This window comes from Kitasatospora mediocidica KCTC 9733 (assembly GCF_000744225.1).
In the GTDB taxonomy this organism is placed as follows: domain Bacteria; phylum Actinomycetota; class Actinomycetes; order Streptomycetales; family Streptomycetaceae; genus Kitasatospora; species Kitasatospora mediocidica.
Genome location: NZ_JQLN01000004.1, coordinates 923,409 through 938,952, shown reverse-complemented (window position 1 = coordinate 938,952; position 15,544 = coordinate 923,409). Strand labels below are relative to the sequence as shown.

Below are 15,544 nucleotides of genomic sequence, written 5' to 3'. Positions count from 1 at the left end.
TCGGTACCCCCTTCCTGGAGGCCTCGTGTCCCCGCTCTCCCGCCGCGCTCTGCTCGGTTCGGCCGCCGCCTCCGGCGCCGCGCTCGGCCTCGGCGCGCTGCCCGGCACCGTTCAGCAGGCCCTGGCCGCCCCCTCGGCGCCCGGAACCCTGGACGACGTCGAGCACGTCGTGGTGCTCATGCAGGAGAACCGCTCGTTCGACCACTACTTCGGCACCCTGAACGGCGTGCGCGGGTACGGCGACACCTCGCGGGTGCGCTTCCCCGGCGGCTCGGACGTGCTGCGCCAGAAGATGCTCGGCACGGTGGGCGGCACCGACCTACTGCCCTGGCACCTGGACACCTCCACCAGCGACGCCCAGCGGATCTTCGACCTGGACCACTCCTGGGCCGGCACCCACAGCGCCTGGGCGAACGGCCAGTACAACAACTGGATCCCGGCCAAGACCTGGTACACGATGGGCTACTACCGCCGCCAGGACATCCCGTTCCAGTACGCCCTCGCGGACGCCTTCACCGTCTGCGACCAGTACTTCTGCTCTGCCCTGACCTCCACCGACCCGAACCGGCTCTACCTCTGGTCGGGAACGATCGACCCGAACGCCACCGGCGGCGGCCCGGCCACCGACAACACCAAGTCCGGCTTCACCTGGACCACCTACCCCGAGCGGCTGCAGGCGGCCGGCATCTCCTGGAAGGTGTACCAGCAGCAGGACAACTACGACGACAACGCGCTGGCCTGGTTCAAGAGCTTCCAGACCGCCCCGCAGGACTCGCCGCTCTACGTCAACGGCATGGCCCGCCGGGGCGCCGACGACTTCGCCAACGACGTGGCCAACGGCAGCCTCCCGGCCGTGAGTTGGGTGGTGGCCCCGACCGCCCAGTCGGAGCACCCCAACTACCCGCCGGCCCAGGGCGCGGACTTCACCTCCTCGTACGTGCTGGAGGCGCTGGCCGCCAACCCGGAGGTCTGGGCGAAGACCGTCGTGCTGCTCAACTACGACGAGAACGACGGCTTCTTCGACCACGTGGTGCCGCCGGTGGCGCCGGACGGCACGCCGGACGAGTTCGTGGGCGGGGTGCCGATCGGCCTCGGGCCGCGCGTGCCGATGATCGTCATCTCGCCCTGGAGCCGGGGCGGCAAGGTCAACTCCGAGGTCTTCGACCACACTTCGGTGCTGCGGTTCCTGGAGAACTGGACCGGTGTGAAGGAGACCAACATCTCCGCCTGGCGGCGCACGGTCTGCGGCGACCTGATGTCGGCCTTCGACTTCACCACCAGCAACCGGACCTTCCCCGCCCTGCCCGACACCAAGCAGCTGCTGGCCGACCTGGCCGAACAGGACAAGCTGCTGCTGCCGCCGCTCTTCCCGCCGATCATCCAGCAGCAGCCGCAGGTCGAGCCGGGCGACCGCCCGTCGCTGCCGACCGGCTACCGCTTCGGCTCCTCCTCGCACACCGACACCTCCACCGGCCGGCTCTGGGTCACCCTGGACAACCTGGGCACGCTGGGCGCGGGCGTCTCGATGTACGTGGTGAACTTCCGCCAGTTCGGCGCCTGGCGCTACACCCTGCCGGTCGACGGCACGGTCACCGACTACTTCAGCGCGCTCGGCGTCAGCGGCGGCCCGTACGACGTCGACGCGCACGGCCCGGACGGCTTCCTGCGCGGCTACAAGGGTGACGTCCGCACCTGGACGAACTCCGCCAAGGGCCACCCGGAGGTCTCCTCGGTGGAGACCCCGGGCGGCGTGCAGATCACCCTGAGCAACCAGGGCAGCCGTCCGGTGGTCTTCACCATCGGCGCCAACTCGGCCTTCGGCGCGAGCGGTTCGACGCCGCGGACGGTCACCGTGCCGGCCGGCGGCAGCGCCCGGGACGTGCTCGCGCCGACCCCGGCCGGACGCTACGACTACGCCGTGACCGCCGACACCGGCGACGGCTTCGAGCGCCGCTTCGCCGGCCGCCTCCAGCCGTAGCCGTGGCCGTGGCCGTCACTGCGGGTTGACACCGCCGCCGCTCGGCGGGGGTGTCAACCCGGCCCGCCGGCGGGCCCGTTCGCCGAGCGCGGCAAGGTCGAGCCCGCCGTCCCCGTGCGCCACGGACTCCGCCAGCGCCTCGCGCAGCACGTCCGCGAACGGCAGCGGCACGCCCGCCTCGGCGCCCGCGTCCAGCGCGAGGCCGACGTCCTTGAGGCCGAGCGCCAGGCGGAACCCGGCCGGCTCGTACCGGTGTTCGGCGATCATCGCGCCGTAACCGGAGTAGACCGGGCCGGGCAGGATGGTGCTCGTCACGATCGCGAGCAGCTCCTGCGACGGCAGGCCGGAGGCCTCGGCGAGCGCGGAGGCCTCCGCGAACGCCTCGATGGCGGAGGCCAGCATGAAGTTGGCGCTGATCTTCGCGACATTGGCCACCTGCGGCTGATCGCCCAGCCGCCTGGTCGCCCGGCCCATCGCCTCGAACAGTGGCTCCACCCGGTCGATCATCGAACTCTCACCCGCCGCAAGGATGGTGAGGTTCCCGGCGGCCGCCACGTCGCTGCGGCCGAGGACCGGCGCGGCGACGTAGCCGATGCCGTGCCGGGCGTGCAGCTCGGCGGCCCGCCGGGCGAGAGCGGGCGAGACGCTGGCCATGTTCACGTGCACGGCCGCACCCGCCGCCGCCAACAACCCCTCGTCGAGCAACAGCGACTCCACCGCGGCGTCGTCCGCGAGCATCGACACCACGACCTCGTTCTCCAACACCTCGGCGAGGCTCCCCGCAGCCAGCGCCCCCCGCCCGACCAGCGCCCGCACCGGCTCCGGCGAGCGGTTCCAGACCTGCACGCGCTGGCCCGCGGCCACCAACTGCCCGGCCATCTCCCGGCCCATGGCCCCCAATCCGACGAATCCGACGTTCAAGGCTCTCTCCTGCTGCTCGGTTGACTGCTGCTCGGTTGACTGCTGTTTCTACTGACGTCGCCCGGCTCTGTGCCATGCTGCCCGGCCCGGGCGCGGTTAGCATCTCCCAAGAGCGTTCGATCATGTTCGACGGGGAGACGGGGAGACGATGAGCACCAGCGGAACAGGCCTGACCAGACGTCGGCTGCTGTGGGCGGGCGGCGCGCTCGGCGGCCTGGCCGCGCTCGGCGCCGGGACCGGGACCGCGATGGCCCAGGACGTCCTGCCGGGCGGGGTGACGCTGCGTCGGGCGCTCGGCCTGACCGGCCCGGACGGCAGCGTGCCGCAGGTCACCCCGGGACCGCTGACCGACGAGCCGGTCGCCTCCAGCGCCCGTGGTCGCACGGTGCGGCTGATCACCATGACCCCACCCGGCGTGGCCGACCCCTCCGGCCTGCCGGTCTGCGTGGTGCTGCACGGGCGCGGCGCCGACGCGCGGACGATGGTGCAGCTCGGGATGCCGCAGTTCCAGGCGGCGGCGGTCCGGGCCGGTGTGCCGCCGTTCGTCCTGGTCGCCGTGGACGGCGGGGACGCGAGCTACTGGCACCAGCGCACCCCGGGCGACGACCCGCAGCGGATGCTGTCGGACGAGCTGCCCGGCTGGCTGGCCGCCCGGGGCTTCGCCCGTGCGCGGGCCGGTGCGCCCGGCGGTGCGCTCGGCATCTCGATGGGCGGTTCGGGCGCGCTGCGCTACGCCCGGGGTCGCGGCGCGGGGTTCGGCCCGGTCGCGGTGCTCAGCCCGGCGGTCTTCCGCACCTGGGACGACGCCCGCACGGTGGACGGCTTCGACTCCGAGGCGGACTGGCGCGAGGACGAACCGCTGCTGCACCTCGACCAGCCGCACGGCTCCCCGCTGGCCGTCTGGTGCGGCACCGAGGACCCGTTCTGCCCCGCCGCCCGCCAACTGGCCGCCCGGGGCGGCGCCGTGCAGGGGCACTTCCCGCGCGGCGAGCACACCGACGGCTTCTGGCGCCGGGTGCTCCCGGCCGCGCTGGACTTCCTGGGTCACAGCCTGACCGCGCGGTAGGTTCCGGATCAGATCACCGTCCCCCAGAGCGTGAGCATCCCGGCGCCGTACCAGCTGCCGAGCAGCACGGCGCCGGTGGTCACGCTCCAGGCGGTGACCGCCCGGGCCCGGCCGAGCGCGAGGGCGGCGGGTAGCAGGAAGAGCAGCGCCGGAACCAGCATCCGGGGTTTGCAGGTGGCGTAGTTGCTCTGCCCGAGCGCCATCGCCGTGACCAGCAGGCCGTAGACGGCCAGCGGCGGCCAGGGCCGGTGGGTGAGGGCGAGCAGGGTGCAGCCGACGGCGAGCGTGATCAGCAGCGCGCTGCTCAGCTCCACCCAGTCGGCGCCGTCCCGGAACTGTGAGCTGACGAAGTCCCAGGTGTCCGCACCCCAGTCCAGGTGGGTGCCCCAACCCCCTTGCTGGATACGGAACCAGGCGTCCAGGGTGCCGGTGTGCAGGCCGACCCAGAGCAGGTAGCCGGGCGTGCCGGCGCCGGCCAGCAGGGCGCCGGCCAGCGGTCGCCACCGGCGGATCGGCCTCGGCATCCCGCTGCGCCACGCGCCGTACGGCAGCAGCGCCGCCGCGACCGCGACCGCCGCGCCCACGCCCGGGCCGGTGGAGCGGGTCAGCCCGGCCAGCAGGCCGCAGAGCCCGGCGCAGAGCCAGGCCTGCCGGTGTGCGGCCAGCAGCGCGCCGGCGGCCAGCGCGAGGAAGACCGGCTCGGTGTAGCCCATGCCGAGGCTGACCCCCATCGGCTGGGCGGCGGTCAGCAGCACCATCACCAGGCCGGTGCGCGGGGTGTAGAGGCGGGAGAGGAGCTGGTGGACCAGGACGGCGGCGGCCGCTCCGCCCAGCCGGCCCACCGTCAGGGCGCTGTCGCCGTAGCTCAGGGCGGTCAGCTCGTGCACGGCCCGCACGAGCGCGGGGAAGAGCGGGAAGAACGCCAGGTTGCTGCCGAACCAACCGCCGCCCGCGTCGCGCGACGCGGTGGCCGGGTAGCCGTGCGCGGCCACCTCCAGGTAGAGCCGGCTGTCCCAGCTGAGCAGCACATGGCCGACCGCGGGGGTGTCCGGGCGGCGCAGCAGCGCGATCATCGCGATCTGCACCAGCATCACCGCCAGGTACGCGAGCAGCGGCGGCGCCAGCCGGCGCGGCCACGCCCGTTCACCACCCCCGGCCGGTCCGGCGGGGGCGCCGACCGCCACGAGTCCGTGGACGGTGCCGAAGGCGGGGCCGTCGGTCGGCGCCGCGCGCGGCGGAGCGGGCGACGGGCGGACATCGGAGGACGTCATGAGGGGACCGTAGGCGCGCCGCGCGGCCCCGGGAGCGCGCTGGCGGCCTGTGTCCGCAGGGCGGTGGCGAGATCCGCCCGAAGGGACTATCGGGCAGGTCGGACCGTTCCGGCCGGTCGGGCTGGCACGATGCCGGGGTGGACCAGATGCGATCCGACCCGCCCGCCGCCTCGCCCGACCTGCCTGCCGCCCTCGCCGCCCTGCGCTCCGTGCTCGGGCCCGGCGATGTCCTGGACCCGGCCGACCCGGCGGCCGGCTTCGTCCGCGACGAGCGCGGCCTGCTGCCCGCCCGCCCCGCCGCCGTCCTGCGCCCGCGCGACACCGCGCAGGTGGCCGCCGCCGTCGCGGTCTGCGCCCGGTACGCGGTGCCGGTGGTGCCGTTCGCCGGCGGGACCGGGCTGGTCGGCGGGGCAGTGCCGCTGGGCGACCGCGAGCAGGTGGTGCTCAGCGTCCGCGCGCTGGACCGGATCCGCTCGGTCGACCCGGCCGACTTCGCGCTCACCGCGGAGGCCGGCTGCATCGTGGCGGACGTCCAACAGGCCGCCGCCGACGCCGGGTTGCTCTTCCCGCTGCGACTCGCCTCGGAGGGCAGCTGCCGGATCGGCGGCACCGTGGCCACCAACGCGGGCGGCAGCAACGTGCTGCGCTACGGGATGACCCGCGAACTGGTGCTCGGCCTGGAGGCGGTGCTGCCGGACGGCCGGATCTGGCACGGCCTGCGCGCGCTGCGCAAGGACAACACCGGCTACGACCTCAAACAGCTGCTGATCGGCTCGGAGGGCACCCTGGGCGTGGTCACCGCCGCCACCCTGCGGCTCTTCCCCGCCCCGCGCCACCGCGCGGTCGCCCTCCTCGCCCTGCCCCGACTCTCAGTGCTCACTCCGCTGTTGGCCTGCGCCCGGGACCTGCTGGAGGACCGGCTGAGCGCGCTGGAGCTCTTCACCCGCACCGGGGTCGAGCTCCTCCTCGCCCATGTCCCGGGCACCCGCGACCCGTTCGGCGCGCGGTATCCGGCGTACGTGCTGGTGGAGGCGACCGCCACCCGGGACGGCACCGGACTCGCCGCCCAGCTGGAGGAGTTCCTCACCGAGGCCACCGAACGCGGGCTCGTCACCGACGCCGTACCGGCCCTGGACCATCCGCAGGCCCAGGCACTCTGGGCGCTGCGCGAGTCGCTGCCGGAGGCGGAGAAGCGGGCCGGCGGAGCCGTCAAGCACGACGTCGGCGTCCGGCTCAGCGCCGTCGCCGACTTCGTCACCGCCGCCGAGGAGCGCCTTACGCAGCGTCATCCGGCCCTGAGGGCGAACGTCTTCGGCCATGCCGGCGACGGCAACGTGCACGTCAACGTGCTGGCGAACGGGCTGGCGTCGGCCGGGATCGACCGGGCGGAGGTCTCCGCACTGGTGCACCAGGTGGTCGCGGAGTTCGGCGGCAGCATCAGCGCCGAGCACGGCATCGGCGTCTTCAAGGCCGACGCGCTGCTGGCGGCGAAGTCGCCGCTCGAACTCGCCCTGCTGCGCACGGTGAAGGACGCACTCGACCCGCAGGGCATCATGAACCCCGGCAAGATGCTGCTCAGGCGGCAGTCCTGAGCTCCATGGCGCCCGCTGGCGCTGATCCACTGATGGGACTGTCAATCCAGGTATGCCAAGGCGCCCGCCACGAGTGAGCGCGCTGCTGCGCCTCGTAGCGCCCCCTGCGAGAGTCGATCAAAAGCTCGGGCGTACAGATCTACCTGGCTGGGTTGCGTGAGCGTGGAGGCAGCATCCAGTGTGTCGGCGTGGACTCTTGTGGCGTCGAAGATCGTGAACGTTGGCATGGGCCACACGGTCCGTTGTGTCACGAACGGAATGATGCCCAGAGCGACGTTCGGAAGATCCATAGCTCCGAGCAGGTGCCCGAGTTGAGCCGCCATGGCCTCGGTACCGCACACGCGGTACCGCAATACGGACTCCTCCAGTACGAACGAGAACCGGCGTGCGCCGTTGCTCAGCACCGCGTTGCGCCGCATGCGGGCCGCTACGGCGGCACTCACGTCGTCCGGGGTTTCCCGGAAGTCCGCGATGGACGACAGCAGAGCGGTGGCATATCCAGGAGTTTGGAGGAACCCGGGGATCACGTCGGAGACGTAGGCCCGGAACACCCTGGTCCGTTGGTACAGGTCCCCCGTGGACTCTTGCAGGCGACGGAGCCCACTCCGCTGAAGCCGTCTCCACTGCACATGAGCATCGGCGGACTGCCTGTTGGCGGCGATCAGATCAAGGGCTTGGTCGTCGGCGCCACAGGCTTGGCACCAGGCCCTTATGTCTGCATCGGAGGGAGGTGTCTTGGCGTTCTCGATCCGGGATGACTTCGATTCTGACCAGCCACACCTGACGGCCAGCTCCCGCCCGCTGATCCCGGCATCCTTCCGAATCTCACTCAGCCGACCGGCAAGGGCTTCGCGAGCCTTCTGAACGCTCGAAGAGGGGTGCGCGGGCATGGAGCTGGCCTCGTCAGATTTCGTAGAGGTGGTGCGGAACCGCTCGCTCCCAGACTGCTTCGAACGCAGTGGTGCACAGCTTTACGGTCTCCGGGTCTGCCGTGATCTCGTCCTCGACCACCACGCCGTCGCCGGAGAAGTGGTGCACCCGGAGTAGCGCACCATCGAACAGCCAGAAGTCATTCGCCGGGAGGGGGATACCCGTGGCCCGTCGCCGTTGCAGCCATCGGACCTCCTCACCCGCCGTAAGGTTCGCGTGGGTGACGTAGTGTTCCCACCGGATGTACTCGGACACGGGCTCGGAGACGATCCGAGCTCGACGGATCACCACACCCCGAGCCACCGTGTCCGTGATCAACTGGTCATAGGGATGCCACCAGGACTCGCGGTCATCCCAGTTGATCCGCTCGCCGCGCTGCCATCCCTCGAACCGCTCTGTCGGGGCATAGGAGTCCCGTAGCTCCAGATGGACAGCAGAGCGCTCGCACTGCCCAAGCAGGTCAGCGAAGTTGGGCACGCTCGATGGCATCGCACGCCTCCCTGATCATAGGTACCATCCGGGCCGGAACCCTGGTGATGGCTTCACTGTCGGGCACCGGACCATTCGCGGGGCTGCTTCGCTCGCAGTCTGCCTGAGTCTCGGGGCTCGGTTTCCATCCCTGGAACAGGATTTCCTGGGCCTCCAGGTCCACCCACACGGTGGGGCAGTGGTCCCGGTCGGTGTTGGGGTCGATGCCAATGAACTCTACGGCCATCGCTGGCTCCCTGGTCGAGGTGCTTGCTCGGGCTTGCACAAGCTTCGCTGAGCAGTAGATGAAGCGTCAATGCAGCGACGGGTCAAGAAGATTGGCGTGCAAGCTCATGCAAGTTCGTAGAGCCGGCTGTCTCACCGTCCGTAGCGTCGTCTGCATCGGCCCGGCAGGTAACGGAGGGAGCATCCGTGTCGAATTCAGAAGGCCATCCTTCGGAGGTGCCCGACGACCCCGAGCCTCCGGCTGGCCCCAGCGTGCTGGAGCCCGCCGAGTCGGACACCATGCGGCGGTTGCGTGAGGCCATGGGCCGGTACCGCCACCGCATCTGAGACCCCCCGTGCTGGGCCGTGGAAAGGGTTGTCCAGCCTGGCCGGGCCCCAAGAGGCTCCCCCCGATCGGCCTTCCTCGGACAGCACACCGACCGAGGTGGGGTCCGCAACACCGAACGGCCCGGCCGCCACCAGGCGGCCGGTTCCCTCAGCGTGAGGAGGCACCAGTATCCGCCACGGCCCGCTTGAGAGGCCGCCCGGTCCGACGCCGCCGGGCACCGCCGCCAGTACCGCCACCACCCCCGCCGAGTAGGAGGAACCCCATGCGTATCGAGATCGTCGTGTCCAAACACAAGGGAGCCGAGAAGCCCCCGCCGAAGCACCAGGGCAACCCCGCTCCGGAGCCGCAGCCCACCCCGCAGAAGTAGGACGGCAGGCGTGCCGATTCACCCCGGGAAGCCACACCCCGACCCGGTACCGCCACCGCACCCAAGTCCGGCCCCTGAGGGCTGACAGAATGGCAGGCCCCTCACAGCGTGCGACGTGAGGGGCCTGTCCCCCATGGCAAGGGAGAGCTTCAATGGCTGACGATCGTCTCGTCATCTCGTACGAGTCGCGCCACTTCGCTGACGTGGACTGGTCGTTGAAGGCTGACCGGTGGAAAGCGCACTTCTACGAGAACGGGGCCGATCGGAAAGCCGGAGGTGCGGAGATCACCCGGGTGGTTCCCGGAGTGACCCCGAACCCCCGCGCGGCGCTTGAGGTTGATCCCGGGCTGCTCGACCGCATCCCGCGCGTGATCTTCACCGAGGACGGTGACCTGGTCCCCGCACTGGCGGAGCTGCGCCCCCCACTGCTGCTCCTGCTGGAGTCGGTCCACGTCACGGACGAATGGCGGGGCAAGGGAGTCGGCATGAGCTTGGCAGTTGCGGCGCTGCGGCGGCTGGCCGTCCCGGGGACGGTGGCCGTCTGCTACCCGGCCCCGATCCACGACCACGGGCCGGATGAACCGTGTTCCTACGAGTCTGCTGACCCGGAGATCCGGCGACCGGATGAAGAGGCGGTAGCCAAGCTCAGGAGGGCATGGGAGCAGCACGGCTTCTCGCATCTCGACCAAGGCGTCTACACCATGGCTTTTGCCTGAGGCCGCGCCGCCCGCTGTGCTTCCTCTGGCCCCGTCCCGCTGGTGAATTCCCGCAGGGCGGGGCCTACTCGGTTTCGTTGGCCTGGTTGCGCTGCTCGGCCGGGAGGGGTGCCCCACTGCGGCACCCCTCCCGGCCGATGGCCGGGCGGGGCTCTTGCATGCGCTGACCCACCGATATGCTCAGAACCGGAAGTCAGAAGTGTTGGGAACCCGTGAGGGGTTGCCCCCACCACGCGCCGGCGAGTTGACTCTGTCGAGGCCCGCCATTCGGGTGGCCCTGCACCGAGAAACCGAGGAGGCTGGCCATGCAGGCTGAGATCACTGCAGACCGGACCAACTGCCAGGACCAGGAAACCTTCCTGATCGAGGTCATCGAGGACGACGACGAGTTCCTCCTGGCACTGAACAAGAACAACGTCTGCTGACCTGCCGTCATCAGTACTGCGGGCGCGGGACCGGTACCGGCCCCGCGCCGCTCTGACCGGGCAGTTCGACGCCCGGGCGCGGGGCTGCGACCCACCGGCCGGATGGTCAGTCCTTCGATTCCCCGGCCGACAATGGAGCTCTGCATGCTGGTTCGCGCGGTAAACCCGCTGTTCATCCAACCCGATGCCACCGGCATCCAGGTATCGAGCCCGCTGGTGCCCACCCGGCTCCGGATAGGGCCCGAAATCGCCGAGCTCCTGATCAGCGCGCGGACCCCGCTGTCCGTCCCCGAGGCCGAGTGCGGCGCCGCGTCCTCCCGGCTGGCCGCGGTGGAGCAGCTGCTGGCGCTGGGCTTTCTGGTCAAGGCGGAGGAGGACGAACCCGCGCCGGCGGCCCCGAGCCCGTGGGACGCCTGGGGGCCCGTCGCCTGGTGGTTCCACCAGCGCACCAGGAACGTGGCCTTCCTCCCGGCTGAGCAGGTCGGCGACTTCCGGAGCGAGTTGCTCACCCGGCCCCGGCCGAGCGGTTACGCACACCCCGGCCCGGAGACTCCGGTGCTCCTGCTGCCCCGAGTTCGCCGGCCGATGACCATGTCTTTCCAGGACGTGCTGGAACAACGGCGCACCCATCGCACCTTCACCGGTCAGCCGGTGTCGCTCGACGCCTTCGCGACACTGCTCCACTACTCCTTCGCCCCGCTCCGCTTCTCCGACTGCGGCGATCTGGGCGTCACCCAGCTGCGGGCCGCGGCCACGGGCGGTGCCCGGCACGAGACTGACGCCTACGTGGCCGTCTTCGACGTCCGGGACGTCTCACCCGGCCTGTACCGATACGACGCGATCCGCCATGGCCTCCTTCCCGTCGACGCCCGAGCCGACCGGGAATTCTGGGAGGGGCTGACATCGAGGCAGGGGTTTTTCACCACGGGCAGCTTTGCCCTGATCACCGTCGCGGTGGCTGAACGGATGTCCTGGAAGTACCGGCAGGCACGGGCCTATCGCTTCCTCCTGCAGGATGTCGGCCACGTGGCACAGGTGGTGTCCATGACGGCCACCGCACTCGGTCTGGGTGCCGCCATCACCGGCGCCTTCCAGGACGACTTGGTCGATCAGGCGCTCGGGCTCGACCCGGGATCGGAGTTCGCCACGTTTGTCATGGTCTGCGGCATTCCTCGGACCAGGGACGATGGCATGCCGCTCGACTCCGACTTCCCCAGTAAGCCCTGGGACCTGAGCTGAACGCGCCGCCGAGGGCCGCAGCCACTTGGCGGACGTCCTGGAAGCAGGCGCTGTAGGTCTCTCAGCCGGCCGCGGTCTTGCCGCGGGCCAGCAACTGGCTGCTCGCGTAGGCCGCCAGGGTGGGTCCGGCCGCCGTCGCGTCCGGGTCGGCCGTCGTCCCCGTGGTCCCCGGCCTGCGGGTGCCGGAGACCGAGTAGAAGTCGTAACGCCCGATCGAACCATGGGTGTTGGCGCAGCTGGGGGAGGTGCAGAAGGAGATCGAACCGGCCGGGGCGAGGCCCTGGATCTGGCCCTTGTACGCCGCGGCGGCGGCGTCGGCCAGCGACTTGGTGTCGAAAACCGCCACGCCGATCGTCACGGCGCTGAAGCCGTTGGTGTAGGTCGCCAGCAGCAGCGAGCCGCAGCCCTCGGCGGTCAGCTGGCCCAGTCCGCCGGTGGTCTTCTGCCAGCACGGCGAGGCGGTCCCGGTGTCGATCCGGGTCCAGGTCTTCCCGTCGGCCGAGAGCGTGGTGGCCGCGAACAGGGTGGCCGGGTCCAGGGGCGCGCCGTCCGTGCTGATGTTGGAGATCAGCGTCAGCGGGTCCTTGGGCGCGGCGCCGGGGGTGGGGGTGACGGCGTCCGGCAGGGTGGTCGCGGGCCCGGCCGGTGCGGCGCTGCCGGCGGACGGGTGAGCGACGTCGGCACTCGCCGACCTGCCGGGCGCCGGCGAGGCGCTCGCTGCGCCGCTCGCTGCGCCGCTCGGCGAGGCGTTGGGGGAGGAGCTGGCGGACGTGCCCGGCGAGGCCGCCCCGTCGGTCGTCGGGCTGCCGGCCGGGGACGGCCCGCGCCCGCCCAGCGCGTCGACCACGCCGGTCGTCGCGCCGCCCGCCCGGTGGTCCGAGCCGCCGCTCACCACGATCGCGGTCGCCGTGATACCCACCACGACCGCCGTCGCGGCCGCCCCGGCCGCCAGCAGGCGCAGCCGCCGACGCCGCCGGGAGTCACGCTCGTGACGCTCCGCCAGTGCGGCCCAGTCGGGTTCGGCGCTCGTGATCACCAGGGGGTCGCCGCCCTGGAGGTACTCGCTCTGCGGCCTCTCGGTCATAAGGCGGAAGCCTAGAACACCTCCCGGACGGACCCGCCCGCAGGCCCCGGCGGCCTGGACGCCGCAGGCCGTGTCACGCACCGCCTACGGGTGGATCTTCTCCCCGGCGGCGAGCATCGCGACATACTTCTCGATCCGCCGGGCGCGGGTCTCGGGTTTCTTGGGTTCTTGGACCCGGTAGAGCACGGCGTACCGGTTGGTGCGATCCAGGGTCTCGAAGAAGCGGGCGGCCGCGGGCTCGGCGGCGAGCGCCGCGGCGAGGTCGTCGGGGACCTCGGCGGTGCGCGAGCTCTCGTACGCGGCCTCCCAGCGGCCGTCCGCGCGGGCCCGCTCGACCTCGGCGAGCCCGGCCGGGTGCATTCGTCCGTCGGCGATCAGGGCCTCGGCCTTGTCGCGGTTGATCCGCGACCACTTGCTGCGGGCGCGGCGCGGGGTGAAACGCTGGAGCCAGTACCGGTCGTCCAGGGCGGCCTTCTGCCCGTCGATCCAGCCGTGGCAGAGGGCGACCTCCAGGGCCTCGGCATAGCTGAGTGCCTCGACGCCGGGCGCCTTCTTGCGAAACTTGAGCCAGATGCCCGGAGAGTCGCCGTGATGCTCCGTCAGCCAGGCTTCCAGGGCGGCGGGGGTGGCGAATTCGAGGGTCTCCAGCTGCTGTGCTGCCATGCTGTTCAGTCAAGCACAGGGCTCTGACACACAGCGCCGGGAACGGTCGGGGCCCGGGTCGCGTCGGCGCTGCCGACCTGACCCGGGCCCCTGCTCGGGACGGGACGACTAGGCGATCGAGAAGTCGTCCCCGAAGACGTTGCCCTGGCCGTACCAGCCGTGCAGGTAGATGGTCACGGTGCCCGAGGCGCCCGTGGTGAACGGGACGGAGAGCTTGGTCCAGCCGCTGCCCGAGGCCCAGGTGGAGGCGGTGGCGCCGCCGCTCACGCCCAGGTACGCGTAGCTGCCCTGGACCCAACCGGTCAGCGTGTAGGCGTGGTTGGGGGCGAGGGTGACGGTCTGGTCGCACTCACCGGTCTGGCTGCTGGTCGGCGAGACCTGGAGCGCGTGGCTGCCGGAGTGGACGGGGGTGGAGACCACCGCGCCACCGGGCTGGCAGGTCCACGGGCTCAGGCTGCCGGTCTCGAAGCCGCCGTTGGCCAGGCTGCCGGTGGTGGTGCCGCCGGTGACGGTGAGGGTGTAGGTGGTGGTGTGGCTGCCGGAGGCGGCGGTGCCGGTGATGGTGAGCGGGTAGCTGCCGGGCGTGGTGGTGGCGCTGGTGGCGATGCTCAGGGTGGAGGCGGCGCCGGCGGTGACGCTGGTGGGGCTGAGGGTGGCGGTGACGCCGGCGGGGGCGCCGGTGACGGTGAGGGCCACGTTCTGGGCGCTGCCGGAGGCGACGGCGGTGCCGATGGTGCTGCTGGCGGAGCTGCCTGCGGCGACCGAGCCGGCGGCCGGGGAGGCGCTCAGCGAGAAGTCGTTGCTGGTGGTGCCGCCGGTGACGGTGAGGGTGTAGGTGGTGGTGTGGCTGCCGGAGGCGGCGGTGCCGGTGATGGTGAGCGGGTAGCTGCCGGGCGTGGTGGTGGCGCTGGTGGCGATGCTCAGGGTGGAGGCGGCGCCGGCGGTGACGCTGGTGGGGCTGAGGGTGGCGGTGACGCCGGCGGGGGCGCCGGTGACGGTGAGGGCGACGCTCTGGGCGCTGCCGGAGGCGACGGCGGTGCCGATGGTGGCGCTGGCGGAGCTGCCTGCGGCGACCGAGCCGGCGGCCGGGGAGGCGCTCAGCGAGAAGTCGTTGACCTGGGTGCCGCCACCGTTGGTGAACGGCTCCAGGGCGTGGCTGAAGTCCCAGGTGCCCTGCGCGATGCCCGAGCAGGTGTCGGATCCGGCGGTGCCGACGCAGCCGCCGTTGTCACGCTCCAGGGCCCAGAACGAGAGCGTGTTGATGCCCTTGCTGTTGGCCCAGTTGAGGACGGTGGAGGCGTCCGCGACGGTGGTGGTCTCGCCCGCGCCGAAGTCGTCGATGCCGGGCATCAGGGTGACGCCGATCGAGCCCCACAGCTGGGCGGCCGTCTGCGTCGGGTAGAGCTTCGCCAACTGGGCCTCGGTGCCGGCGGCCGCGCTCTCGGCGTCGTTGGCCATCTCGTGCGAGGCGCCGTCGTAGTAGTCGAACGTCATGAGGTTCACGACGTCGATCCGCGCGTTGTTGGTGACCGCGTTCTTCAGGACCGCGAGACCGCTGGACGCCAGGCCGCTGGTGGTGGTCGGCAGGGTGTAGGAGAACTGCACGGTGCGGTTGTTGGCCGCGGCCCAGTCCTCGACGACCTTGATCGCCTTGTTGCGGCGGTCGATGCCGGCCGTGTTGGTCAGCGAGTTGTCCTCGGTGTCCAGGTCGATCCGGCTGACGCCGTAGGTGGTGATGACGTTCTCGTACGCGGCGGCGATCGAGTTGACGTCGGTGCAGCTGTCGGCGATCTCGGTGCCGCCGTTGTCAGCCGCGTAGCCGCCGAAGGACGGGATCACGTCGCCGCCGCCCGCGCGGATGGTGTTGATCGCGGCGCCGAACTGGGAGGCCGCGATCGGCTGTGAGGTCTGGCCGTTCCAATACGGGGTGCAGGAGCCCTTGGTGGCGGCCTGGATGAACGCCATCGTCAGGTACTTGTTGCCGGACTGCGCGGCCAGGGCGGCCGGGTCGTCGTTGCTGTAGGCCTCGAAGTACGGCGCGAAGACGTGCGTGGGCAGCGGGGTCGCCGCGTGGGCGGCGCTGCCGACGCCGACCACGAGACCGGCCGAGGCGGCCAGGGTGAAACCGGCCGAGATCAGGGCCTGGATGGATCTGTGAAGTCGCATGCAGTGCTCCAACAGACGTGACGGGGGAATTGGGAAGTGTGCATGACAACGACCCGCGCGGAGGTGGCCGGATCGCGGTCGGGC

The 15,544-nt window shown here is 71.6% G+C and carries 13 protein-coding genes and 1 pseudogene; 6 read left to right on the top strand and 8 right to left on the bottom strand.

Annotation, left to right across the window (positions count from 1 at the left end):
* The first annotated feature begins 25 nt into the window (after positions 1-25).
* Positions 26-1,978 (top strand): phosphocholine-specific phospholipase C, encoded by a 1,953-nt coding sequence (locus tag BS80_RS11840; RefSeq protein ID WP_035796247.1) that lies wholly within the window; start codon positions 26-28, stop codon positions 1,976-1,978.
* 15 nt (positions 1,979-1,993) lie between these two features.
* Here the strand turns inward: BS80_RS11840 and BS80_RS44065 are convergent.
* Positions 1,994-2,920 (bottom strand): annotated as a pseudogene (locus BS80_RS44065) (NAD(P)-dependent oxidoreductase); the annotation flags it as partial.
* Positions 2,921-3,047: 127 nt separating this feature from the next.
* On the opposite strand from BS80_RS44065, the gene BS80_RS11830 reads away from it, so the two are divergent.
* Positions 3,048-3,965: an alpha/beta hydrolase gene (locus BS80_RS11830; RefSeq protein WP_035796244.1), complete on the top strand. Its 918-nt coding sequence runs from the start codon at positions 3,048-3,050 to the stop codon at positions 3,963-3,965.
* Positions 3,966-3,973: 8 nt separating this feature from the next.
* On the opposite strand, the gene BS80_RS11825 is transcribed toward BS80_RS11830, so the two are convergent.
* Entirely contained in the window at positions 3,974-5,236 is a 1,263-nt protein-coding gene (locus BS80_RS11825) for a hypothetical protein (protein WP_157536168.1), read from the bottom strand.
* Between the two features lie 146 nt (positions 5,237-5,382).
* Here BS80_RS11825 and BS80_RS11820 point away from each other — a divergent pair, with 146 nt between their 5' ends.
* Entirely contained in the window at positions 5,383-6,828 is a 1,446-nt protein-coding gene (locus tag BS80_RS11820; protein WP_051966602.1) for an FAD-binding oxidoreductase, read from the top strand.
* A 41-nt stretch (positions 6,829-6,869) separates the two neighbouring features.
* Here the strand turns inward: BS80_RS11820 and BS80_RS11815 are convergent, their stop codons facing one another.
* Genes BS80_RS11815 through BS80_RS11805 form a run of 3 tightly spaced genes read right to left on the bottom strand, consistent with a single transcriptional unit; the run spans position 6,870 to position 8,473 of the window.
* Positions 6,870-7,718, bottom strand: coding sequence for a helix-turn-helix domain-containing protein (locus tag BS80_RS11815; protein WP_035796241.1), 849 nt, complete (start codon positions 7,716-7,718; stop codon positions 6,870-6,872).
* Between the two features lie 13 nt (positions 7,719-7,731).
* Complete coding sequence (locus BS80_RS11810; protein ID WP_035796239.1) at positions 7,732-8,247, bottom strand: DUF6879 family protein; 516 nt, start codon at positions 8,245-8,247, stop codon at positions 7,732-7,734.
* Positions 8,219-8,473: a hypothetical protein gene (locus tag BS80_RS11805; RefSeq protein WP_035796237.1), complete on the bottom strand. Its 255-nt coding sequence runs from the start codon at positions 8,471-8,473 to the stop codon at positions 8,219-8,221. The genes BS80_RS11810 and BS80_RS11805 overlap by 29 nt, the downstream gene beginning before the upstream one ends.
* 185 nt (positions 8,474-8,658) lie before the next feature.
* On the opposite strand from BS80_RS11805, the gene BS80_RS40665 reads away from it, so the two are divergent.
* The 3 genes from BS80_RS40665 to BS80_RS37645 all read left to right on the top strand — a co-directional run bounded on the left by BS80_RS40665 (position 8,659) and on the right by BS80_RS37645 (position 11,547).
* Positions 8,659-8,799, top strand: coding sequence for a hypothetical protein (locus BS80_RS40665; RefSeq protein ID WP_157536166.1), 141 nt, complete (start codon positions 8,659-8,661; stop codon positions 8,797-8,799).
* A 520-nt stretch (positions 8,800-9,319) separates the two neighbouring features.
* Entirely contained in the window at positions 9,320-9,883 is a 564-nt protein-coding gene (locus BS80_RS11800; protein WP_035796235.1) for a hypothetical protein, read from the top strand.
* Between the two features lie 569 nt (positions 9,884-10,452).
* Positions 10,453-11,547 (top strand): SagB/ThcOx family dehydrogenase, encoded by a 1,095-nt coding sequence (locus BS80_RS37645; RefSeq protein ID WP_051966488.1) that lies wholly within the window; start codon positions 10,453-10,455, stop codon positions 11,545-11,547.
* A 61-nt stretch (positions 11,548-11,608) separates the two neighbouring features.
* On the opposite strand, the gene BS80_RS40660 is transcribed toward BS80_RS37645, so the two are convergent.
* The 3 genes from BS80_RS40660 to BS80_RS11780 all read right to left on the bottom strand — a co-directional run bounded on the left by BS80_RS40660 (position 11,609) and on the right by BS80_RS11780 (position 15,460).
* Complete coding sequence (locus tag BS80_RS40660; RefSeq protein ID WP_035796234.1) at positions 11,609-12,631, bottom strand: hypothetical protein; 1,023 nt, start codon at positions 12,629-12,631, stop codon at positions 11,609-11,611.
* 84 nt (positions 12,632-12,715) lie between these two features.
* Complete coding sequence (locus BS80_RS11785) at positions 12,716-13,294, bottom strand: YdeI/OmpD-associated family protein (protein ID WP_035796230.1); 579 nt, start codon at positions 13,292-13,294, stop codon at positions 12,716-12,718.
* A 108-nt stretch (positions 13,295-13,402) separates the two neighbouring features.
* Positions 13,403-15,460: a carbohydrate binding domain-containing protein gene (locus tag BS80_RS11780; protein ID WP_035796227.1), complete on the bottom strand. Its 2,058-nt coding sequence runs from the start codon at positions 15,458-15,460 to the stop codon at positions 13,403-13,405.
* Positions 15,461-15,544 lie beyond the last annotated feature (84 nt).

Excerpts from the sequence above, each read along its gene's own strand:
- BS80_RS37645 (WP_051966488.1), top strand. The coding sequence starts at position 10,453 with ATGCTGGTTCGCGCGGTAAACCCGCTGTTCATCCAACCCGATGCCACC.
- BS80_RS11830 (WP_035796244.1), top strand. The coding sequence starts at position 3,048 with ATGAGCACCAGCGGAACAGGCCTGACCAGACGTCGGCTGCTGTGGGCG.
- BS80_RS11805 (WP_035796237.1), bottom strand. The coding sequence starts at position 8,473 with ATGGCCGTAGAGTTCATTGGCATCGACCCCAACACCGACCGGGACCAC.
- BS80_RS11820 (WP_051966602.1), top strand. The coding sequence starts at position 5,383 with ATGCGATCCGACCCGCCCGCCGCCTCGCCCGACCTGCCTGCCGCCCTC.
- BS80_RS11815 (WP_035796241.1), bottom strand. The coding sequence starts at position 7,718 with ATGCCCGCGCACCCCTCTTCGAGCGTTCAGAAGGCTCGCGAAGCCCTT.
- BS80_RS11825 (WP_157536168.1), bottom strand. The coding sequence starts at position 5,236 with ATGACGTCCTCCGATGTCCGCCCGTCGCCCGCTCCGCCGCGCGCGGCG.
- BS80_RS11810 (WP_035796239.1), bottom strand. The coding sequence starts at position 8,247 with ATGCCATCGAGCGTGCCCAACTTCGCTGACCTGCTTGGGCAGTGCGAG.
- BS80_RS11800 (WP_035796235.1), top strand. The coding sequence starts at position 9,320 with ATGGCTGACGATCGTCTCGTCATCTCGTACGAGTCGCGCCACTTCGCT.
- BS80_RS11785 (WP_035796230.1), bottom strand. The coding sequence starts at position 13,294 with ATGGCAGCACAGCAGCTGGAGACCCTCGAATTCGCCACCCCCGCCGCC.
- BS80_RS40660 (WP_035796234.1), bottom strand. The coding sequence starts at position 12,631 with ATGACCGAGAGGCCGCAGAGCGAGTACCTCCAGGGCGGCGACCCCCTG.
- BS80_RS11780 (WP_035796227.1), bottom strand. The coding sequence starts at position 15,460 with ATGCGACTTCACAGATCCATCCAGGCCCTGATCTCGGCCGGTTTCACC.